Origin of the sequence: Glycocaulis sp., assembly GCF_050485565.1 — a bacterium.
Lineage (GTDB): Bacteria > Pseudomonadota > Alphaproteobacteria > Caulobacterales > Maricaulaceae > Glycocaulis.
Genome location: NZ_JBJHBQ010000004.1, coordinates 67,982 through 86,786, shown reverse-complemented (window position 1 = coordinate 86,786; position 18,805 = coordinate 67,982). Strand labels below are relative to the sequence as shown.

General features: G+C 64.1%; 22 protein-coding genes. 9 read left to right on the top strand and 13 right to left on the bottom strand.

Annotated elements, in window-relative coordinates; all coding sequences use genetic code 11:
• The first annotated feature begins 74 nt into the window (after nucleotides 1-74).
• Nucleotides 75-698, top strand: a complete 624-nt coding sequence (locus ACQ5ID_RS05705; RefSeq protein ID WP_429911496.1) for an FMN-dependent NADH-azoreductase — start codon at nucleotides 75-77, stop codon at nucleotides 696-698.
• A 6-nt stretch (nucleotides 699-704) separates the two neighbouring features.
• Here ACQ5ID_RS05705 and ACQ5ID_RS05700 read toward each other — a convergent pair whose 3' ends face one another.
• Both ACQ5ID_RS05700 and ACQ5ID_RS05695 read right to left on the bottom strand, forming a co-directional pair.
• On the bottom strand, nucleotides 705-1,568 hold the full coding sequence (locus ACQ5ID_RS05700) for an ion transporter (protein WP_429911495.1): 864 nt from the start codon (nucleotides 1,566-1,568) through the stop codon (nucleotides 705-707).
• A gap of 120 nt (nucleotides 1,569-1,688) precedes the next feature.
• The gene (locus tag ACQ5ID_RS05695) at nucleotides 1,689-2,012 is read right to left on the bottom strand and encodes a hypothetical protein (RefSeq protein WP_429911494.1); all 324 of its coding nucleotides are present in this window, start codon (nucleotides 2,010-2,012) and stop codon (nucleotides 1,689-1,691) included.
• Between the two features lie 476 nt (nucleotides 2,013-2,488).
• On the opposite strand from ACQ5ID_RS05695, the gene ACQ5ID_RS05690 reads away from it, so the two are divergent.
• Both ACQ5ID_RS05690 and ACQ5ID_RS05685 read left to right on the top strand, forming a co-directional pair.
• Nucleotides 2,489-2,902, top strand: coding sequence for a PAN domain-containing protein (locus ACQ5ID_RS05690; RefSeq protein WP_429911493.1), 414 nt, complete (start codon nucleotides 2,489-2,491; stop codon nucleotides 2,900-2,902).
• A 112-nt stretch (nucleotides 2,903-3,014) separates the two neighbouring features.
• A complete protein-coding gene (locus tag ACQ5ID_RS05685; protein ID WP_429911492.1) occupies nucleotides 3,015-4,100 on the top strand; it encodes a DUF2336 domain-containing protein in 1,086 nt (361 codons plus the stop codon).
• Here the strand turns inward: ACQ5ID_RS05685 and ACQ5ID_RS05680 are convergent.
• The 7 genes from ACQ5ID_RS05680 to ACQ5ID_RS05650 all read right to left on the bottom strand — a co-directional run bounded on the left by ACQ5ID_RS05680 (nucleotide 4,097) and on the right by ACQ5ID_RS05650 (nucleotide 8,578).
• A complete protein-coding gene (locus ACQ5ID_RS05680) occupies nucleotides 4,097-4,291 on the bottom strand; it encodes a type II toxin-antitoxin system HicA family toxin (RefSeq protein ID WP_429911491.1) in 195 nt (64 codons plus the stop codon). The two genes, ACQ5ID_RS05685 and ACQ5ID_RS05680, sit on opposite strands and share 4 nt — an antisense overlap.
• Before the next feature lie 6 nt (nucleotides 4,292-4,297).
• Nucleotides 4,298-4,555 carry a DUF1902 domain-containing protein gene (locus tag ACQ5ID_RS05675; protein WP_429911490.1) on the bottom strand — a complete coding sequence of 86 codons (258 nt, stop codon included), beginning with the start codon at nucleotides 4,553-4,555 and terminating at the stop codon, nucleotides 4,298-4,300.
• 92 nt (nucleotides 4,556-4,647) lie between these two features.
• Nucleotides 4,648-4,794, bottom strand: coding sequence for a hypothetical protein (locus ACQ5ID_RS05670; protein ID WP_429911489.1), 147 nt, complete (start codon nucleotides 4,792-4,794; stop codon nucleotides 4,648-4,650).
• Entirely contained in the window at nucleotides 4,791-5,996 is a 1,206-nt protein-coding gene (locus tag ACQ5ID_RS05665) for a mechanosensitive ion channel family protein (RefSeq protein ID WP_429911488.1), read from the bottom strand. The genes ACQ5ID_RS05670 and ACQ5ID_RS05665 overlap by 4 nt, the downstream gene beginning before the upstream one ends.
• Nucleotides 5,996-7,600, bottom strand: a complete 1,605-nt coding sequence (locus ACQ5ID_RS05660; RefSeq protein WP_429911487.1) for a peptide chain release factor 3 — start codon at nucleotides 7,598-7,600, stop codon at nucleotides 5,996-5,998. The genes ACQ5ID_RS05665 and ACQ5ID_RS05660 overlap by 1 nt, the downstream gene beginning before the upstream one ends.
• Before the next feature lie 52 nt (nucleotides 7,601-7,652).
• The gene (locus ACQ5ID_RS05655; protein ID WP_429911486.1) at nucleotides 7,653-8,060 is read right to left on the bottom strand and encodes a hypothetical protein; all 408 of its coding nucleotides are present in this window, start codon (nucleotides 8,058-8,060) and stop codon (nucleotides 7,653-7,655) included.
• A gap of 182 nt (nucleotides 8,061-8,242) precedes the next feature.
• A complete protein-coding gene (locus tag ACQ5ID_RS05650; protein WP_371392121.1) occupies nucleotides 8,243-8,578 on the bottom strand; it encodes a DUF1491 family protein in 336 nt (111 codons plus the stop codon).
• Nucleotides 8,579-8,637: 59 nt separating this feature from the next.
• Here ACQ5ID_RS05650 and ACQ5ID_RS05645 point away from each other — a divergent pair, with 59 nt between their 5' ends.
• Both ACQ5ID_RS05645 and ACQ5ID_RS05640 read left to right on the top strand, forming a co-directional pair.
• The gene (locus ACQ5ID_RS05645; RefSeq protein WP_429911485.1) at nucleotides 8,638-10,275 is read left to right on the top strand and encodes a hypothetical protein; all 1,638 of its coding nucleotides are present in this window, start codon (nucleotides 8,638-8,640) and stop codon (nucleotides 10,273-10,275) included.
• A gap of 11 nt (nucleotides 10,276-10,286) precedes the next feature.
• Complete coding sequence (locus ACQ5ID_RS05640) at nucleotides 10,287-11,177, top strand: hypothetical protein (protein WP_429911484.1); 891 nt, start codon at nucleotides 10,287-10,289, stop codon at nucleotides 11,175-11,177.
• On the opposite strand, the gene ACQ5ID_RS05635 is transcribed toward ACQ5ID_RS05640, so the two are convergent.
• Nucleotides 11,174-12,883 (bottom strand): sensor histidine kinase, encoded by a 1,710-nt coding sequence (locus ACQ5ID_RS05635; RefSeq protein ID WP_429911483.1) that lies wholly within the window; start codon nucleotides 12,881-12,883, stop codon nucleotides 11,174-11,176. The two genes, ACQ5ID_RS05640 and ACQ5ID_RS05635, sit on opposite strands and share 4 nt — an antisense overlap.
• Nucleotides 12,884-13,054: 171 nt before the next feature.
• Here ACQ5ID_RS05635 and ACQ5ID_RS05630 point away from each other — a divergent pair, with 171 nt between their 5' ends.
• The 3 genes from ACQ5ID_RS05630 to ACQ5ID_RS05620 all read left to right on the top strand — a co-directional run bounded on the left by ACQ5ID_RS05630 (nucleotide 13,055) and on the right by ACQ5ID_RS05620 (nucleotide 15,001).
• On the top strand, nucleotides 13,055-14,053 hold the full coding sequence (locus ACQ5ID_RS05630; RefSeq protein WP_429911482.1) for a hypothetical protein: 999 nt from the start codon (nucleotides 13,055-13,057) through the stop codon (nucleotides 14,051-14,053).
• 150 nt (nucleotides 14,054-14,203) lie between these two features.
• On the top strand, nucleotides 14,204-14,545 hold the full coding sequence (locus ACQ5ID_RS05625) for a hypothetical protein (RefSeq protein ID WP_371392130.1): 342 nt from the start codon (nucleotides 14,204-14,206) through the stop codon (nucleotides 14,543-14,545).
• A 39-nt stretch (nucleotides 14,546-14,584) separates the two neighbouring features.
• Complete coding sequence (locus ACQ5ID_RS05620) at nucleotides 14,585-15,001, top strand: SufE family protein (protein WP_371392132.1); 417 nt, start codon at nucleotides 14,585-14,587, stop codon at nucleotides 14,999-15,001.
• On the opposite strand, the gene ACQ5ID_RS05615 is transcribed toward ACQ5ID_RS05620, so the two are convergent.
• Nucleotides 14,998-15,774 (bottom strand): DUF6456 domain-containing protein, encoded by a 777-nt coding sequence (locus tag ACQ5ID_RS05615; protein ID WP_429911481.1) that lies wholly within the window; start codon nucleotides 15,772-15,774, stop codon nucleotides 14,998-15,000. The genes ACQ5ID_RS05620 and ACQ5ID_RS05615 overlap by 4 nt on opposite strands.
• Nucleotides 15,771-16,205, bottom strand: a complete 435-nt coding sequence (locus tag ACQ5ID_RS05610; protein ID WP_429911480.1) for a helix-turn-helix domain-containing protein — start codon at nucleotides 16,203-16,205, stop codon at nucleotides 15,771-15,773. Before ACQ5ID_RS05610 ends, ACQ5ID_RS05615 begins: the two co-directional genes overlap by 4 nt.
• Before the next feature lie 516 nt (nucleotides 16,206-16,721).
• Here ACQ5ID_RS05610 and ACQ5ID_RS05605 point away from each other — a divergent pair.
• Nucleotides 16,722-17,381, top strand: coding sequence for a hypothetical protein (locus tag ACQ5ID_RS05605; protein WP_429911479.1), 660 nt, complete (start codon nucleotides 16,722-16,724; stop codon nucleotides 17,379-17,381).
• A gap of 275 nt (nucleotides 17,382-17,656) precedes the next feature.
• Here ACQ5ID_RS05605 and ACQ5ID_RS05600 read toward each other — a convergent pair whose 3' ends face one another.
• A complete protein-coding gene (locus ACQ5ID_RS05600; protein WP_429911478.1) occupies nucleotides 17,657-18,730 on the bottom strand; it encodes a DUF2336 domain-containing protein in 1,074 nt (357 codons plus the stop codon).
• Between the last annotated feature and the right edge of the window lie 75 nt (nucleotides 18,731-18,805).

Below are 18,805 nucleotides of genomic sequence, written 5' to 3'. Positions count from 1 at the left end.
CGTGTCTACCGGCAAGACCGTTCCATAAATAGGTTTCCGTCAACGCCGGATCATCCGGCCGGATGGAGGCTGACATGACACTTCTTCACATCGACTCTTCAATCCTGGGCGAGGCATCGGCTTCGCGCCAGATTGGTGCTGACCTTGTTGCTGCACTCGCGGGCATGAACCGGGATCTGGACATCGCCTACCGCGATCTGGCCGCCGCTCCGCCCGCCCATCTGGACGGATCCGTGCTGCAGGCCGTGCGCGGCGACATAGCAGGGTTGAACGACGCCCAGCGCGCCGAGCGCGCCTATAACGATACGCTGGTCGACGAGTTTCTCGCCGCTGACATCGTGGTGATGGGCGCGCCCATGTACAATTTCTCGGTCCCGACCCAGCTGAAAGCCTGGCTCGACCGGCTGGCCGTTCCCGGCAAGACCTTCCGCTATACCGAGACCGGCCCTGTCGGGCTGGCAGGCGGCAAGACGGTCTATGTCGTCTCCTCGCGCGGCGGCAAGCTGGCGGGCAGCGCGGCCGAAGCCGCCATGGACCATCAGGAAGCGTATCTGAAAACCATGATGGGCTTTTTCGGCATCACAGATGTGCGCATCGTGCGGGCCGAGGGTCTGGGCATGGGCGAGGAAGCGCGCGCTGAAGGCTTGCATTCGGCGGCCAGCGACATTGCGAAAATCATCGGGCGCAAGGCGGCCTGAACAAGACTACCCGGCGCTCCCCTCATCCTTGCCGGGCGCTTTCCGGGCGGGCTTTGCCTGCCCGGAAAGCATCAGCGTTTTCAGCTCGGCGATCTCGCCGCGCAGCGCAATCACTTCCTCGCGCAGCAAGGTGCGCTCGTCGGTCGCCTTGTTCTGACGCTCGGTTTCCTCGTCGAAATGTTTCGCCTGCAGCGAATCCACGATAACGGCGATGAACATGTTCAGCACCGCAAAGCTGGTCAGGATGATGAAGGGCACGAAGAACGCCCAGGCCAGCGGGTGCTCGGAGATCACCGGACGCGCTACGCCCATCGACCAGCTTTCCAGCGTCATCACCTGAAACAGGGTGAAGGCGGCCGCGCCCAGATCACCGAAAAACTCAGGATGCGTATCGGAGAAGAGTTTCGAGCTCATCACCGCGCCGACATAGAAGATCAGGCCCAGCACCATCATTATCGAGCCCATGCCGGGAATGGCCTTGCCCAGCGCCACCACCACGCGGCGCATTTCCGGCACGACCGAGAACAGGCGGAACAGGCGCAGGACGCGCAGCGCGCGCAGGACCGCGAACGGGCCGGCCGCCGGGATGAGCGAGATCGTCACGACGACAAGGTCAAACCAGTTCCAGCCCGAGCGGAAGAAGCTCAGACGGAAGACGAAGAGCTTGAGCAGTATCTCGGCGGCGAAGGTGTAGACGATGATCTGGTCGGCAATCAGGAACGCCCCGGCCACATCGGCCGGCAGGGCATAGGTTTCCAGCCCCAGCAGCACCGCATTGAGAAGGATCAGCGCCGTGATCGCATTGCGGAACAGGGCGCTCTCCACAAACACTTCCAGCCGTGATCGCAGACCGGCCTTTTCGCCACTCATCGCGCGCGCTCCCTTCATGCCTGGCAGGCTGTCTGGTTAGCCGGTTGCGGGGGGCGTGCGCAATGGGGGTGGTGCTGGCTTACCTGACACGCGTCATTCCAGAATCAGAAAGGGCGCGCGCTAAACCCGTGACGCCTGGTATTCAGCGTAGAGTGGATAGAGTGAAATTAACCACAGCCCGGCGAGCACAGTGGCGACCCAGCAGGCTCTGGTGGTGCGGATCGGATAGGGCGGCATTGCCCCGGTTCGTACCAGCGACAGAACTATCCGGCCAGCCAGCCAGACCGGCGCAGACGTCGCGAGCAATAGCCAGAAGACGGGCGGGAGCGCGGCAAGGTCCACTGCGATCCCGAGCTCCGGGACGAACGCAAGCAGGATCACACAGAGCAGTCCGAAAGAGCCAAGCGAGTACATGAACATGGCAGGGCCAGCGAACCATTGCATCAGGCTCCAAGCGTAGAACTGCTCCCTGACCGGGAGTCGCGTGAAGTCAAAATAGGGCGGGAACAGAAACAACTGCACCTGTTCCCGGTAATCCATACCCCCACGCCCCCTGCGCCTTGAAACCGTTGGGTTCAAAGCTCCTCCGATAAACGCAGACCGTCAAGAATACCTGTCATGGCCCGGCTTGCCTGCTCCCGCGCAGGCGGGTGTCCGGGCCATCCATGCCTGAGAGCTACTTTTCCCTCGTCCTTCGAGACGCTCACTGCGTTCGCCCTCAGGATGAGGGAAAGTACGGCTAAGCCCTCATCCTGTGGGGCTTCGTCAGAAGCCGTCTCGAAGGACGGGGGCTTGTCGGCCCGTTGTAGGCATGGATCACCCGCATAAAGCGGGTGATGACAAATGGAATGGCCGGAGGATGACAACGAGCGCACACCACAGAAACGCTTCCTTCACCGCTTACACGCCAAATCAGCGCCATGATCGTCATGCTCCTCCTTGCCAGCCTGTCCCTGCCCCATGGCGTGCCATCGGGCGCGATCCTGCATGGCGAGGAAAGGCGCGGCGCGGTGCTGGTGCGCCTTCAAGGCGCGCCCGCCTTAAGCTGGCAGGCATGCGCGGCGGCCTGCGGCTATCGCGAAGCCTGTCAGGCATGGACGCATAATGCCTATCAGAACCGCTGTACGCTTCACGCTGCGCCGCTGCCCCCGCGCCCCTTTCCCGGCGCGGTAACGGGCCTGTCGCCTTCGCTTGCGGCGCGAATTGAACGCGCGATCGAGCGTGAGCCCAGCGCCCGCGAACGCGAGGCGCTGGAGGGCGGCCTGTCAGTCCCGCCAGTAGCCATCAGCCCCCTGCCTGAAAGCGCTCAAAGCCAGCTGTTTCCGGAACGTTAAGCCTGATCCGAGATTAACCCTCCCCGGCGGCGCAAAAAACGGCACACAAACCGGGTGTTTACCCTCCGGGCCTAACCTGACGGGCAAACATGATCAGGGGTGGTGGGAATTCATGGATATCGAGAGCAAGCTTCACCATCTGACCGGGCTGGCACGGGAGAAATCCTCCGAGCGCCGCCGCGCGCTTCTGCGCGAGGTCACCGATCTGTTCTTCGATGAGGCGCCGCAGAACGGCACCGGCGCGCACCAGCAGTTTGACGCCGTGCTGTCCACGCTCGCCGCCCAGACCGCGCAGGATGCACGTGCCGAGCTGTCACGCCGCTTTGCCGATGCGCCGCTGGCCCCGCGCGGCCTTGTCATGCAGCTGGCGCGCGACGCGATTGAAGTGGCTGCGCCCATTCTGACCCAGTCCGGCGTGCTGACCGAGGACGACCTCGTCGCCATCGCCACCGAGGCCGATGAGGAACACCGCCGCGCCATGGCCACGCGGGAGGCAGTACCCGAACGGGTGAGTGACGCCATCGTCGCCAATGGCGATGATGAAACACTGGCGCGCCTCGTTGCCAATGACGGCGCGCGCCTGTCGCGCAATGCCTTCGAGACCGTGACCCGGCGCGCGGAGACCAGCCCGGTCCTGCAGGCGCCCATCGTCAACCGTGGCGATACGCCGGTGGACCTTCTGGGCGATCTGATGAGCGTGGTGGAAACTTCGCTGCGCGACCGGATCATGAAGCGCTTCGAGACGCTGGACCCGGCGATTGCCGAAGCCGCCCTTGCCGCCTCGCATGCCCGCCTGGAAGCGCGCATCGCCAGTGACAGGGCGATTGCAGAGGCGCGCAAATTCGTCACCACAAGGCGCATGCGCAAGGAGCTGGATGGCTCGCTGCTGGTGCGTCTCTTGCGCGAAGGCGAGCGGGTGAAGTGCTGTGTGGCGCTGGCCGAGCTGGCCGGGGTCGATCACAGCGCCGCCCAGCGCGCGCTCGATCACAAGAGCCCGGACGGGCTGGCGCTGATCTGCAAGGCGGCGGGGTTTGACAAGGCGCTGTTTGTCACGCTGGCCATATTGCGCGGCCAGTCACGCGGCAATCTGAGCGAGGACGCGCAGGCACTCGGCGCGCTGTACACGGCTCTGCCCAAGGAAGACGCTGAACGCGCCATGCGCTTCTGGCGCATGCGCAACGACATGCAGGCGGCCTAGAACTTCGCGGCAAGACCGGCTGACTTCATTATCGCATTGGCCGTGTGACGGCTTTTCGTGTTGCGCGGAACCAGCACCCACTTTCCCTGTGGCGACTCCCACTTCTCATGGCTGCCCTTGCCGCCTGCAATCTGACGAAACCCGGCACGTTTCAGCTCGGTGATGACGTCGCGGTAATAGCCTTGCCCCATCGCGGCTCACGCGCAAAGCGGCGCAGGTTCTGCAGGCCGCTGCCACACAATGCCCGGAATGAGATCGGCCAGTGTCAGATTGGCGGCGCCGGTCTGATTGAGAATATGGTTTTGCAGCGCCAGCTCGCGGGCGTGCTCATGGATCAGCCGCTCGAACTCGTCGAGCGTTTCAGCCTCTATATGCAGCCCTTCGATATCGCTTTCACAGACGAAGACCTTGGCGTCCTCATCCCATAGTGCCTTGACATAAAAGGTCTTCTGCATCGGCTTTCCCTCCGGGACAGCACTCTTCGGCTTTGCAACGCACTTTAGCAGGCTTTACAGTCTCAACCTACCGCCAATCGGAAGGCGCGCACCTACCCCTCATCGTCCCTGTGCTTGGGGTGGCGCTTGTAGATCGAGCCCTTGCCCTTCTTTGCCGGCATGGCACCGGCCTTGCGCGAACGGCGGGCAAGGCCGCGCGCGACCGGGTTAGGCTTTGGCGTGCGCGCCTTGGGACTCAATCGTCACTGTCCTCCACACGCGCCAGTGGATTGCTCCGATCATCGGACTCCAGATCGCCCGCCAGCCGCCGCGCATGGGTCTCCACTTCCGGCGGCACGAACACTTCCGCGCCATTGTCCATGTAGACGCTGGTGGAGGGGAAGGCGAAAGCGGTCCCCGCCCCTTCCACGATGCGCTTCATTTCGAAGGCCAGCTCTTCTTTCAGCTCCAGCCAGTCCGCCCAGGCGGTGGTGTTGGTGAAGCAGACCAGGAGAAGATCGATGGAGGACGCGCCGAAACTGTCCACCCGCATCGCACGCGCCACTTCAGGCGGCTTGGCGAAGCCGGGATGATCGTCCAGCCATTCCAGCGTCTTGTCGCATATATAGCGGAGCTGGTCGGTGGTCGTCTTGTACTCCACCCCGATGGTCCAGAGAATGCGCCGGTGGGTCATGCGCGAGAAGTTGGTCACGGCCCTGTCTGACAGGAAGGAGTTCGGCACATAGACCGGCGAGCGGTCGAACCGGCGCACGAGGGTAGAGCGGAAATTGATCTGCTCCACGATGCCCTCCACCACGCCGTCCACATGAATCCACTCACCCGGGAGGAAGCGCTTTTCGGTCAGCACCAGCAGGCCTGAGATCAGGTTCTTGAACATGTCCTGCGCGCCAAGACCCACGGCCACGCCGAACAGGCCCAGACCGGCGACAATCGGCGCCACCGGAATGCCCCAGAGCTGCAGCACAGCCCCGGCCCCGACGACCACGAACAGGATGCGCAGCGTCTTGGCGAGCCAGTCCACCAGCACAGGCCCCAGCGCGCGCTGTAACGGGGAGAGCAGGTAGGAAACCGGCGTCACCACATTGTGCAGCGCCCAGAAGATCGCAATGATGATCAGCGTGCGCACCAGATTGATGCCTGCCCCCTGACCGTCAGGCTGGTCGAGGCCAACGATGAGCACGGCGATATAGACGCCAATAATGATCGGGATCATGCGGATCGGCCCGGAGAGCGCCCGCACGACCTTCTCGTCCATCCGCGTTGTGGTTTTCTGTGCGTGGGCCAGCAGGAATTTCGTGATCGCCCAGCCGGCAAGCCCGCGCACCGCAAAAGCCAGCGCCACCACGATAAGGCCGATCAGCGCCTGGCCGACATTCAGGCCCAGAAAGCTGGTATTCCAGACATCGGCGACGATGGCCCACAGATCGTTCATGGTTTCCATTACGCGCGGCGCTCCTTGGCCCGGTGGAACTCGATATCGGGCCATTTCTCCTGAATGTAGGACACTTCCCAGGCGTTCTTGGCCATGAAGACCAGCGCGCCATCGATATCCTCGGCTATGGCAGATTTGTGCCGGTCAATCAGCGCTTCAAGCTTGTCGCGCGGCCCCGTGATCCAGCGCGCAGTGTCGTAAGGTGACGGCTCGAAAGTGACTTCCAGATTGTATTCGGCCGCCACACGCTCGGCCATCACGTCGATCTGCAGCGCGCCGACCGCGCCCACCACAAAGTCCCCGCCCACCTGCAGGCGGAAAAGCTGGGTGACACCTTCCTCGGCAAGGCTTTCCAGCGCTTTTTTCAGGTGCTTGGCCTTTAGCGGATCTTTCAGCCGCGCCCGGCGCAGCAGTTCCGGCGCGAAGTTGGGAATACCCGCCACCCGCCATTTGCCGCTTTCCGAGAGCGTATCGCCGACGCGCAGCGCGCCATGGTTCGGCACCCCGATCACATCACCGGCAAAGGCCTCGTCGGCCAGCTCGCGGTCCTGGGCGAAGAACATGATCGGGCTGGAAACGGTCAGCAGCTTGCCGCTATCGGTCTTCAGCTTCATGCCGCGTTTGAACGTGCCGGAGCACAGGCGCATGAAGGCCACGCGGTCGCGATGGTTCGGGTCCATATTGGCCTGAACCTTGAAGACGAAGCCGGCCACTTCCTTGCCGTCCGGTTTCAGCTCCGGTGCCGGCCCGCCTGTTGCGGGCTGGGCTTCTGGCCCCGGCGCGACCTGCTTCAGGGCTTCGAGCAATTCGTAGATGCCGAACTGGCGCAACGCCGAGCCAAAATAGACCGGCGTCATATGCCCTTCGCGATAGCTTTGCGGATTGAAGGCGGGGCAGACCTCGCGCGCCAGTTCCGCGCCTTCGCGCAGCTCGGCCAGCTCGGTTTGGTTCAGGATCGAGCTGATCTCATTGCCAGAGAGGGAGACGCGCTGGCTCTTCACCGGATCAGCATCATCAGCAGACGGACGGCGGTAGATCACAAACTCGTCGCGTTCCAGATCGGCCACGCCCTTGAAGCGGTTACCCGAACCGGACGGCCACTGCATGGGCGATACGTCCAGCGCCAGCTTGTCCTGGATATCGTCCAGCAGTTCGGACGGGTCCATCGCCTCACGGTCCATCTTGTTGATGAAGGTGAGGATGGGGATATCGCGCAGGCGGCACACCTCGACGAGTTTCAGCGTGCGCGGCTCCACACCCTTGGCGGCGTCCAGCACCATGATCGCGCTGTCGGCGGCTGTGAGCGTGCGGTAGGTGTCCTCGGAGAAGTCTTCGTGGCCGGGCGTATCGAGCAGGTTGAAGATCAGCCCGCCATATTCATACGTCATCACCGAGGCGGAGACCGAAATCCCGCGCTCGCGCTCGATCTTCATCCAGTCTGACTGGGTGCGCCGGTTCTCCCCGCGCGCCTTCACCTGCCCCGCCAGCCGGATTGCGCCGGCGCTAAGCAGGATATTCTCCGTCAGCGTCGTTTTACCGGCGTCCGGGTGGGAGATGATGGCAAAGGTGCGCCGGCGCGACCATTCAGGCAGCGCGCTTGAGGGGGAGGTCATGGCCGGTCCTGGCTAGCGAAACAGTTTCGCGCCCGGACCTAGCAATCAGGCGTTACGCACGCAAGCGCTGGGGCGCGTGCAGCCACACCGCATCATTGGCCGCGCGGGCGCTGAGCATGTCGAGGTCCTGCAGGCTTTTGAGCTGCGTCAGTACGACCAGGCCGACCGAGGCCACACGAACCTGAACATCCTCCGGCCCGCGGGTTGCGCTGGGCCTGACGGCCAGCAGCGCATTGGCATCCTCACTCTTCCAGCCGATCAGAGCGGCCAGAAAGCGCGCCTTCTCCGGCGCATTGCGGGCCAGAAGCGGATCTTCGTGGATCGCCTCGCGCACCAGCCGCACGGCCTTGCCAAGACTCATGGTCTTCAGCGCGTATTCGCCAAGCGGGCTGCCCGCCGACAGCGCGGCCCGCTCAGGATCGCCCAGACTGAAAACAACATCGTTGAACAGAAAAAGCACGCGACCTCACCCCACTTTTAATCCGGTCTGCCAGCTCCACCCCGGCTGCGCTGTCTGATGCAGCGCCCGCCCCGGCCGGCAGGCCGTGCAAAAATCCTCAATGGGTGCAGTGTGCCGCCCGCGCGTTAAAACTGCGTCACCGGCGCGTTGGGAAATCAGCAGTGTTACCGATTGGTTAACAGCTATTCCTCAACCCGCTCCATAAGGAAGTGGCGGCCCTGCCGGTCAATGATCTCCACCGCCCAGATATCAGGATCATCATCGCGGCGGCGCGCGATATAGCTGTCGGCGCGGGCTTCCTCGACGGGCAGCGCGCCCAAAGGCTGCGACCAGAGACGCTCGCCCTCCATGTCGCGCACCGGCACAAACAGCCGTGCCAGCCGGTCTGCGCCGACCAGCTTGACCAGAACCACACCGGCATCCGCATCGCCCTTGTGCAGCACGTAAAAGGACGCGCCCTCGCGCTCCGCGCGCCATTTGAGGGCGTCCACCCATATCCATGTGCTGAGCTCAGGCATGATTCGCTCTTGCTGGCCGGACAATTGCTTAATAATGTGTAAATCGAGGGGAGCGTTTCATGACGATACAGGCACGCTGGTGGAGTGTCATGTGTATGGCCGTAGCGATTGCGGTGGCCATGGCGTGTGTGTTCAGTCCGTCTGCTGGCGCGATTCCCGATGCTGAAGCCAGCGCCGCATCCAGCGCCCCGGCCACGCCCGGCCGCATCGCCCGCTCCGAGGAGCGCACCCTTGCCAGCCTGACACCAGATAATCAGACCTCGCATCCGCTGGATGCCAGCACGGGCGAGCTGCGCATTCCCTTCACCCTCGCACCGGGCTCCGTCCCTGAAAGCGTGGAACTGGTCCTTTCGGCCCGTCCCGTCTCTGCGCAATCGGGCGGCCGTCTTGAAGCCCTGCTGGCCGGATCACGTACGATCGCCCTCACCCCGCGTGCCGACAGCTTTGAAGCGCGCTTCTCGCTCTACTCAGACAGTCTGCGGGCGGGCGAGAACGTTCTCGTCATCCGCTTTGATGCAGGCAATGCCGATGGCTGGCAGGTTGATCTGCGCGCCAGCCGGCTGCGCGTGACGGCCCTGCCATCGGCCGGACACGAAACGCTCGAAACGCTGGAAACCGCGCTGGCGGCCCATTTTGCCGCGCCGCGCCGGATATTTGTCGATGCCAGCGGTTCGGGCCGTGAGCGGCTGGCTGTCGAAGCTCTGGTCGCGCAGGGTCTCGCCCTGCGCATGGGTCAGGCGCCGGTTCTGGTGGAGCGCGCCGAAGCGGCAGAACTGGTGGTACGCGCCGCCATGGACCCGCTATCGCCCAACGCCTCCATTGCCCTTACCGATCCCTATACAATCCGTCTGGCGGGCGCTGAGACCACCACGGTGGCGGCGGCGGCGCGCCTGTTTGCCGCGCGCAGCTTCGTCGGAACGGAGACGCGCATGACACCGGCCACGGCCCTGCCTGCGCCGCGCCTGACGCACATCGCCCCCGGCACGACGTCACGGCAGGATAGCCTGCAGGCACTGGCCGAATCCGGCGTGCCGTTTGCGCGGGAAAATGGCGGGCGGGCCGCGATCGTTCTGGCCGGTGACAACACCGCCGACCGGCTGGGCGCGCTGAGCCTGCTGTCTCGCGCGTCGCTGGTTTCCGGATCAGCCTGGCTCTACGCCTGGTATGGCAGCGATGCGGCTCTGGCACCGGCCGATCACGACCTGTTCCTGATGGGGCCGATCGGGGCCATTGATCCGCGCCTGGTCAGCGCCGCGCCTGCCGAAGTGCGCGCGGCCACCGAAGCGGCCAACCGGCGTGTCCCGCGCGAGCGCCGCTCCTATGGATCCACGGCCTTTGCCGATGAGGGCAGCCCGGTAACCGGCGCCGTCACCGGAATTGGCGCGCTCTATCGTGAGGCGGACGGGCGCACCATCGTGCTGCTAACCGCGCCGGAGGGGGCAGATTTCTCGCGCGCTGCGCGCAGGCTGGCCCATTCCGATCTCTGGCGTGAGCTGCAGGGGCGCGCCGTCCTGTGGGATGCCGGTTCTGTCACCGCCTTCGGCCCGACCGCGCAGGCCAGCTACGCGCTCAGCGAACAGCTGATCGAGCTATTCCGCCAGCATGACAGGCTGTTTGCCCTGATCGCCTTCGCGCTGGCTGTACTTTTGCTGTTCGCGGGCAATGCCGTAAACCGGAGATCAACCCGGAGCGCGTAATATCCGCTCCCATGATTGTTCTCGCCCTCGCCTCCAGCCTTGCCATAACCGCCCCGGGCGACGATGCGCGCGCCGAAACGGCTGCGCGTCTGGCCCGGCTGGTCGAGGTTGCCGCCATCGACGAGGCGTGCGCGCTGCTGCCCCGTAGTGAGCGGGCCATTCTCGACAGGGAGATCGCGACCGCCCGCCACCAGGCAGAGGCAGGCGGCATGTCATCGGCTACCTGGTCATCGGGCGCGGAACGCATCCAGCGGCGCTGGGCCAGCCCTGACTGCGCCAGCGCGGACGCACAGCGTAGCGTTCTGCGATACCGGCAGGCCCTCAATGGCTGGCTGATGGGCGGAGAACGCAGCTTTGACGGCCACCGGCGCAGCTGGACAGCGCGCCAGGCCGGTGACAGCGCCAGCGACTGGATACTCTCACAGAGCGCAGACCATGACGGCATATCGGCGCAATTTGGCTCGGTCCTGATCGGCGGGGACGCGGTTGTTCTGCTGTCCCTGCGCTCTGCGCGCCAGGCCGCCAGCGCGCTGCTGGTCATGCGAGATCTGGAACTGGCCCCCCGCCCGGTCGATTTCACTTATGGGGGCCGCCGCCAGCCGCCCGGCGGAGAGCCTCTGGCGACGCTCGGTGCCCTGTCATCGGGGCAGCGGCGCGTCTGGACCAGCGGTGTGCTGCGCGATGCAGGCCAGTTTGCGCCGGATGGAGATGGCCGTACCGCCAGCTTCACCTTTCCCGCCGATACGCTGGAACACATGATGGCGCTGGAAGCAGCCGAGGCTGCGCGCGTGGACCTTTATGATGCTTCCGGCGCACGCATCGGGCGGGTGTGGATTGAGATCGGTGCCTTGCGTCAGGCCCGCGATTACGCGCTGGCCGCGAACGCCGCCCGGCTGGACTAGCTCGCAGCTGCCTGCTGGACGATGGCTTCACCGGCTGCCTGTGCCAGACGGATCTGTTCATGGATGGCGGGCGGCTCAGGCTCGCTGTGCAAAATGCCGTCATCCCCGGCCTGCACCACCGGCAGCGTCACCGTCACGGTCGTGCCTTCGCCCAGACGGCTCTGCAGGCTCATCGAACCGTCATGCAGGCCGGCCAGCGCATGCACCAGCGCCAGCCCCAGGCCCGAACCGCGCTCATCGCTCTGATGGGCATTGGCGGCTTGCGCATATGCCTGCCCCAGACGGCTCACATCTTCCTCGCTCATGCCCGGCCCGCTATCGCCGACAGCCAGCACCAGCTCAGCGCCACTGGCGCGCAGCATGACCACCACGGCACCGCCATCGGGGGTGAACTTGATGGCGTTGGACAGGAGATTGAGCACGATCTGGCGCAGCGCCTTGCGGTCGGCATCGACCATCACGGCGCTCTGACGCAGATCGCAGCTGAGGCGGATATTCTTGTCTTCGGCCCGCAGGCGCATCATGCGCACGCAGGTTTCGACCACCTCACCGGCATCGAAGGTCTCGCGGATCAGCTCGTAGCGGTCCGCCTCGATCTTCGACATGTCGAGCACATCACCGATCAGATCGAGCAGGTGCACGCCGCTTTCATGGATGAGATCGGCATATTCGGCGTAGCGCGCGGGCATCGGCCCGAACAGGCGCTGCTTCATCAGGTCGGAAAAGCCGATAATGGCGTTCAGCGGCGTGCGCAGCTCATGGCTGATCGCGGCCAGAAATTCCGATTTGGCCTTGCTGGCCGCCACCGCCTCGTCACGCTCGCGGGCCAGCCGGTCAAGAAGCCTGTCCTCGCGGCGCGGCACCGACAGCGCCACGACAAAACCGCCGTCCGCGCGGTGAGCGCGCGCTTCCAGCGATACCGGACGCCCGCCTGCACCGCGCATTTCGGTGACAATCGACCCGCTGGCATGGCGCAGCTGGCGCTCAAGCAGGTCACGCCCCTCGTCTTCATAGGCGAGGTGGGACACCGGCAGGCCGTCAATATCGCGCGGCAGGCCGGGCAGCAGATCACGCGCGGCGCGCGACATGGCCTGCATATGCCCGTCGCCGTCACACACGATCAGTGCCGAGGGCGCATTCACAAATCCGGCCGCCAGCGGCTGAAGCTGTGCGTTGTCGCGCTTCTCATGCGAGAGCCGGGGCAGAAGACCGGCCAGCGCGATCAGCCCGGCAAGCCCCAGATACGCCCCCAGAGCCAGCTCCATCGATACGGGCAGGCCAAAGGCAGCCAGCTCCACCGCACCGGCATAGACCATGATGGCAAGAGAGGCCGAATTGGCCAGCAGGCTGACCAGGGCGGCACCATATTGGCGGCTGGCAGACAGGGCCGCAGCACCGGCAAGGGCGGCCAGAACGGCGAGACCCGCCATCGCGCCCGGCAGCGCAGCCAGCGTCAGTACCGGCACGGCCCAGCTCACCACAATGAAGGCGCGCGCGGTATCGCTCCAGCTGCCCGCCCGCGCAAGACGCAGTCCTACAAGTCCGGGAAGGCCGGTAGCCGCGATCAGCGCGCCTGTCTCAAAGCTGGCACCGAGCAGGAAGGCGGTCAGGCCGGAACCCAGCCAGAGCGTTGCCCATAGCGCATGAATCCACCGCGCCCGCGTACGGGCGATCCAGCTGCCAAGCCTTGCTGCCAGGGTCATCATGCCGCCTTAGAGGCTCCGACTCAGTAACATTTCTGATGACCGCAAGCTCCTCCTGCGGCGTTAACAATTATTGAATCGCGCTCGGGGCGAATAATCACTGCGTGCCAGCTTGGACAACGGCGAATTTCACGGCAAAGTGGGTGCACTCAAGCCGTATGGAGCGTGCCGGGCATGATTTCACCTTTGCTGGCGATACTGTCTGTTTCCTTGCTGCATGCGGGCGTGCAGGACGCGCCCGAAACCGCCGAGGAAAACGCAAGCGGCGAACCCGTGCTGGTGCTGGAAGAGACATCGCACCCCTCTGCCCTGCATGTCCATGCCGATACCTATGCCGCCTACCATTCCGATGTCGACGCAGCCGGACGGCGCGAACTGACCTCGGTTCTGGCCCTCGACGAGACGATGGACTCGCTGGCCGCCTATTACACCGATGGCCGGCTGGTGGATGCCCAGATCGCCTATGCCGCCCTTGTCGCCTCGCAGCACCCCGAATTCATCGATGCCGTGCGCGCGATTGCCGACTATTACGGTGCGGGCGTGACAGCAGCCAGCCTGATGAACGACCCGGTTTTCGTGACCGGCTTCATGGGCGCGGACACGGCCTCGGACAATGTGGTCGGCGCCCTCACCACCGACACCACCACCATGAACACGGTGGCGAGCCGCTATCGCGAGGCTGCCTACGATCTGCAGGGACAGACCTGGGCACGCGCACGCGCGCATGACCGGCGCACCCGGCTTGAACAGATCGAGAGCGGGTCGGTGCGGCTGCAGACGCCTTTCCGCATGGCGGAGAACGGTAATGGCCGCCGCCTCGGTGCCGCATCCGATCTCTTTGGCGCATCTGCCAGCGCACCGCGCCCCGAAGCGCCCGCGCCCAGCCTGTCCCTGACAGTCGGCCAGTCCCAGCTTCAACCCGATGAGCGCCGGGTTGGCCGCATCCTTGCCGTGGCGGCCCTACAGTCGATTGAATCTGGCGATATGCGCGCCATGGATGTGCTGCTGGCAGACCCTGCTGTGGGGCGCTGCATCACCTCGGCGCGCCTTAACCTTGCCCAGTGCGTGGCCGCCGGTCACTTCAAGTATGAAGACGCTTTCTGCATCGCGGAACATGCGCTGGAAGAGGTGGCCGGGTGCCTGACCACGACGCGCGCGCCGGTTAACGAGTAGTTGTCGTTAACGCCCTGAAAACCATTACTAACTGGCGTTAATCGGGCATTTACCGCGTGTCCGGCTTTCGATGGAAATAGCCGGAAACCTCGCCTAGCCTTCAAGATGCGGGTCAGAATTTCCCGTGGAGCAGAGGCCGAGGCGAGCCCCATGATGTTCATATTGCGCGCTGCATTCTGGTTGGCGGTGGTCGCGGCCTTCGTGCCGCCGGGCTTCACTGCGGCTGGCGGCCTGTTCGCCAGCGACATGGAGCGCCTGCTGGCCGAACCGGCAGCGCGGGCAAGCGAGAGCCTGCAGGCCCAGACCGCACCTGCCCCGGCCCGCAGCCAGCAGACCGGCATCTGCGCGGATTATGGCGAGCTGTGCGATATCTGGGACCACGTTACCGGATTTGGCGGCTATGTCGGCTCCGTGGCCCTGTCACAGGCCGACGCCATGATCGAGACCGCACGCGAGGCCGAAGCCACCAAGCCTGCCAGGCAGACCCGCTAGAGCCTTGCCCTTGGCGTCTCTTGCGCCTAGGTCAGGCGCATGCAGACTGGCGACCCCATTATTGAATCCCTCGTCGACGAGTTCGACTTCCTGGGCGACTGGGAAGAGCGCTACCGCTATCTGATCGACATGGGCCGCGCTCTGGAGCCGCTAGGCCCTGAAGAGCATAGCGATACCAACAAGGTGCAGGGCTGTGTCAGCCAGGTCTGGCTGGTTCTGGACAAAGATGACGCTGGCAATCTCACCATTCGCGGGGATTCCGATGCGCATATCGTCAAGGGCCTTGTTGCCCTGCTGATCCGGCTCTATTCGGGCCGTCCCCCTGCCGAAGCCGCTGCCATTGATGCGCGCGAAGTGCTCGCCCGTATCGGGCTGGGCGAGCACCTGTCTCCCCAGCGCTCCAACGGGCTTGCCTCCATGGTGGCGCGCATCCGCGCGAGCGCTGGCGCGGTCTAAACCTCAAACGGATCGGCCACACGCGCTGCCCGCTTCAGACCGTAATGCACAGCCAGTCTTTCCAGTGCGAGGCGCAGGGCGGTTGCGCCTGCCTTGTCGGGCCAGTCGAGATCGCGCAGCGCCCGCTCCATCCCTGTCTCGCGGATGACGATATTGATGAGCAGGCGGTCCAGCCCCGGCCCCAACGCCGCCAGCGCGTCCATGACGCGGGTGCGGGCATCAAGCGCACGCGCTGGCGCGCCTGCAGGATCATGCCCGCTGCGCGGGCCGGAGCGTGGCACGCCCGACCAGTCGGAAGTCACGCGCGAGCGAAGGGTGGAGGCGTCGTAATCGGCCCGCAGCCTGTCGGCCGCCGTGACATGCACCGGCTCCAGCAAGGCCGGACGTCCCGGCCGGGCAACGGCATAGCGCGCCACGGGCGAGGCGTCGGCATTGGCGAGCGCCACCGCGATCCGCCCGTCCGGATCCATCACGCTGCGGGGGCGGAGCGTGCGGTGCTGGGCGGCGAAGCGGCCCTCATCATCCTCATGGCTCTGTTGCAGGCGTTTCAGCCGGGCAAGGCCCGCCTCGGTGACGCTCCAGCTTGCCCCGCCTTCATCAGCGGCCAGCGTGCCATCGCTCAAGCCCTCCGCCAGCTCGCGCGCGTTCAGCACCGCCATCGGACGGCGGCGGCGATCCGGCCCGGCAAACACGCCATAGCCACGACCGCCGGGCAAAGCCGCGATACGCCGGCCCTGGCGCGCCAGCCGGATCAGCCAGGAGGGCGCGCTCACCAGCTCATTCCTGCGGCCATTGGAGCGCCCGTGCGCGCAGGCATGCCCATGACCCGGCCCGGAGCGGGCATGGCCCGCAGAGAGGTCTCCAGATCATCCATGCGCGCGTCAAACGCGGGGTCATCGCGCATATCCTCCACCTTGTGGCAGGCATAGGCGACCGTGCTGCGGTCCCGCCCGAAGGCCAGCGCGACGCGCGCCAGCGACATCTCGAAGGCGATATGCGCCAGATACATCGCAACCTGGCGCGCCTGCGCCGCCGCCGCCGTGCCGCGGCCGCTGGCCTGCACCGCCTCGACAGGCACACCCAGGCTGAACGCAGCGGCCTGCCGGGCGAGCTGTGCCCTCGCGCGGTCTTCACCGGCCCGGTCTTCTCCGGCCCGGTCTTCACGGGCCCGGCCCTCCCCGCCGCGTGCTCGCAAGATATCCATGTCTTCAACTCCCTGCTCCAGAACGTGTCAGCCCCTATCGTAGGCACACACGCGAGAAGCGAGGATAATTTTCCTACATAGATTGTAAAACCCCCTCCGCGCTCACAAAATGGCGCGAGGATAAATTATATCAACGCCTTCCCAGATCGTTGAAATCAACTATTGATTGAATCTCAAATGCGGGACAACCGGCATCGCCTCAATGGGCGATGACGGGGATAGTATGGGGGATAAAGGCTTGGGGCTTTGAGACGGTGAGGGCCGCGCTTATGCAGCTCTTCGCGCCCTTTGAGGAGGTGCCTGACCTATCGGCAGTCTGGTGAACTCAAAGCCGCCTGAGATACGCGGCTTGAAGTTTGTGAAGTGGCCTAAGCGCCGCCGCTAGGCTTTCCCTGACCTTTTTGGACTCGCTTGCCGTCCCGCTTCTGCTTAGGCTTTTGCGGAGTCGGCGGCGTGTTTAACATCCGCTTTAGGGCCTCATCGCGGCGGCCTTCGTCAGTTTCTGGAGGTTTGCTCATGGTTATGGATCCTGATCCAGAATGGGATGAATATTATTACGCACTTGGCGAGTTTATTCAAAATTTTGGGCTCACAGAGCGCGAGCTTACACAAACGCTCTCGGATTTTATCATAATTTACTGCCTTGAGCTTCCCACTAGCATGCACGAGATACCACACGCCCTACTCGGCTCCAGGCGGATGGCGCAGATATGCGAAACAATAAATAAAATCGCAAAAATGTCCTACGTTAGCGAACCCTATCTTTCCGATGTAAAGCGATGCACAGATCACCTAGGATCGATAAGATTCCTTAGAGACACCATTGCACATAACGGCGTCTTGCCTGATTTAGTCAAGAGGGGGTGGTATTCCACCGATAATACTCACAATTCTGGTGATTTTGATAAGCAAAAATTTGTATCTTTTAAAATAGAACACCTAAAAAAGGCGACAGATGATTTGTTTTGGTGCCAATACAGAATTTCCATCGCATTTACACCAAAAGAGTATCGAGAAAAGCGTGCTGAACAATCCGCTAAGGGCCATCGCGGAAAGGTGCGCAATTGGCTTTTAAACCCCCTTGAGCGGCCATGGTCTTATAAACCTCAAGAGCTAGTCGTTGAGTGTCTAAGTTGGCCACGACAAAGTAATCCAGATCGCGTTCAAAAATTTTAACCCCGCCTCAATCATCTCCGGCGCAACCTCGATCTCAATAACCTCTTGCTTTTCCGTCGTTTTCTATCCTTGTTCAGTCAAGTATATAATTGAGATAATATTCCTATCTGAAACGCAAAACCCCAATCCCCCTCACGAAATCGCTCGGAGACAAACCGGAGCGGTGCCCCGGCAGAACCTTGAAATCACTGAGGAATGAGATTTTGCGTGGAGCGGCCCGCTTCGCCACAGGCGATGCGGACGGGGACGCAAACAGGGGATAAGGGAGGCCACGCCTAAGCCGCCGGCCGCGTCAGCGACCAGTTCCAGTAGCGCAGCACGGTCTGAGCCTTGTCGACCGAGAGCGTGTCAAAGACATAGCGCGCCTGTTCGGGGGCGGGGTCACCGCGCCCGGCCGCCTGCAATAGCGCCATCAGATGCCCGCGCGACAGGCCGGTAGCCTTGGTCAGGACGGCCAGCGGCTCGCCGCCGAAATCGCCCAGCATCCGGTCCAGCAGAGAGCGCTGCACGTTCGCCAGCCGCGCCATCTCGTCAATGAGCTCAGGAGTAAGCCCCGTGCGGGCGGCTTCCTCAATGGCACCCTCCAGCGAGCCATAAGGCGACTGGTCGGCTGCCGCACGGTTACGCTGGCGCCGCTCGATATAGTTCAGCGCACGCCCGATCAGCTCGTCGCGCGGCGTTTCGCTGGCCGCCAGCGGGAACACGTCCTCGGCGGCGTCCTGCAATATCGTACGGCCAACGGCAAAACGCTCCAGCAAGGCCCGGCGCTCTGCATGGCCACACTCCCAGAACAGCGTCATCGCCTGTGCCGGGCGCAATTCAGCGCGCTTGATGAGAAGGTGGGCGAGCGCCAGCTCGCTACCGGCCATCTGCGCCAGCCGGTCAACGGTCTGGCTTGCGAGCCTTGCTCCCGGATTGGCCAGCAGCGCCTGAATTTCAGACGTACCGCCCGCCGACACCAGCGCCGCCGAGACCACTTCGCTGACATGCTCGCGCCGGGCGATGGCGAGGCGGTGGCGCCCCTCCCCCTTGGCGGCAATCTCCATCAGGTCAAAATCGGTCAGGGCGCGGGCTGATTGCAAAATGGGCTCGGCAACCTCGTACGTGTCCAGCGCCAGACGCCGCAACAGCCCCGGCGGGGCCTCGGCCTGCTCTGCCAGCCGTCTGGCAATGCGCACACGCAGATCCGGCGCGGCATGGCGCATGATCTCTTCGAGCACATCGGCCACCACCCAGCGCTCCTGCGGGCTGACCTGGCTGGAAGGCAGGCACACAATATCGGCAAGCCTGCGGGTCAGCCGGGAACGGGCCGTCACGCTCGGCGCAGTTGCAGGATCGGCTCGGTCCATCGCGGCTTGGCTCCCTGACGCGCGAAAGGCTGGTGGCTGCGAAGCTTGCCTTCAGCGCGTTAAGGAAACGTGGCA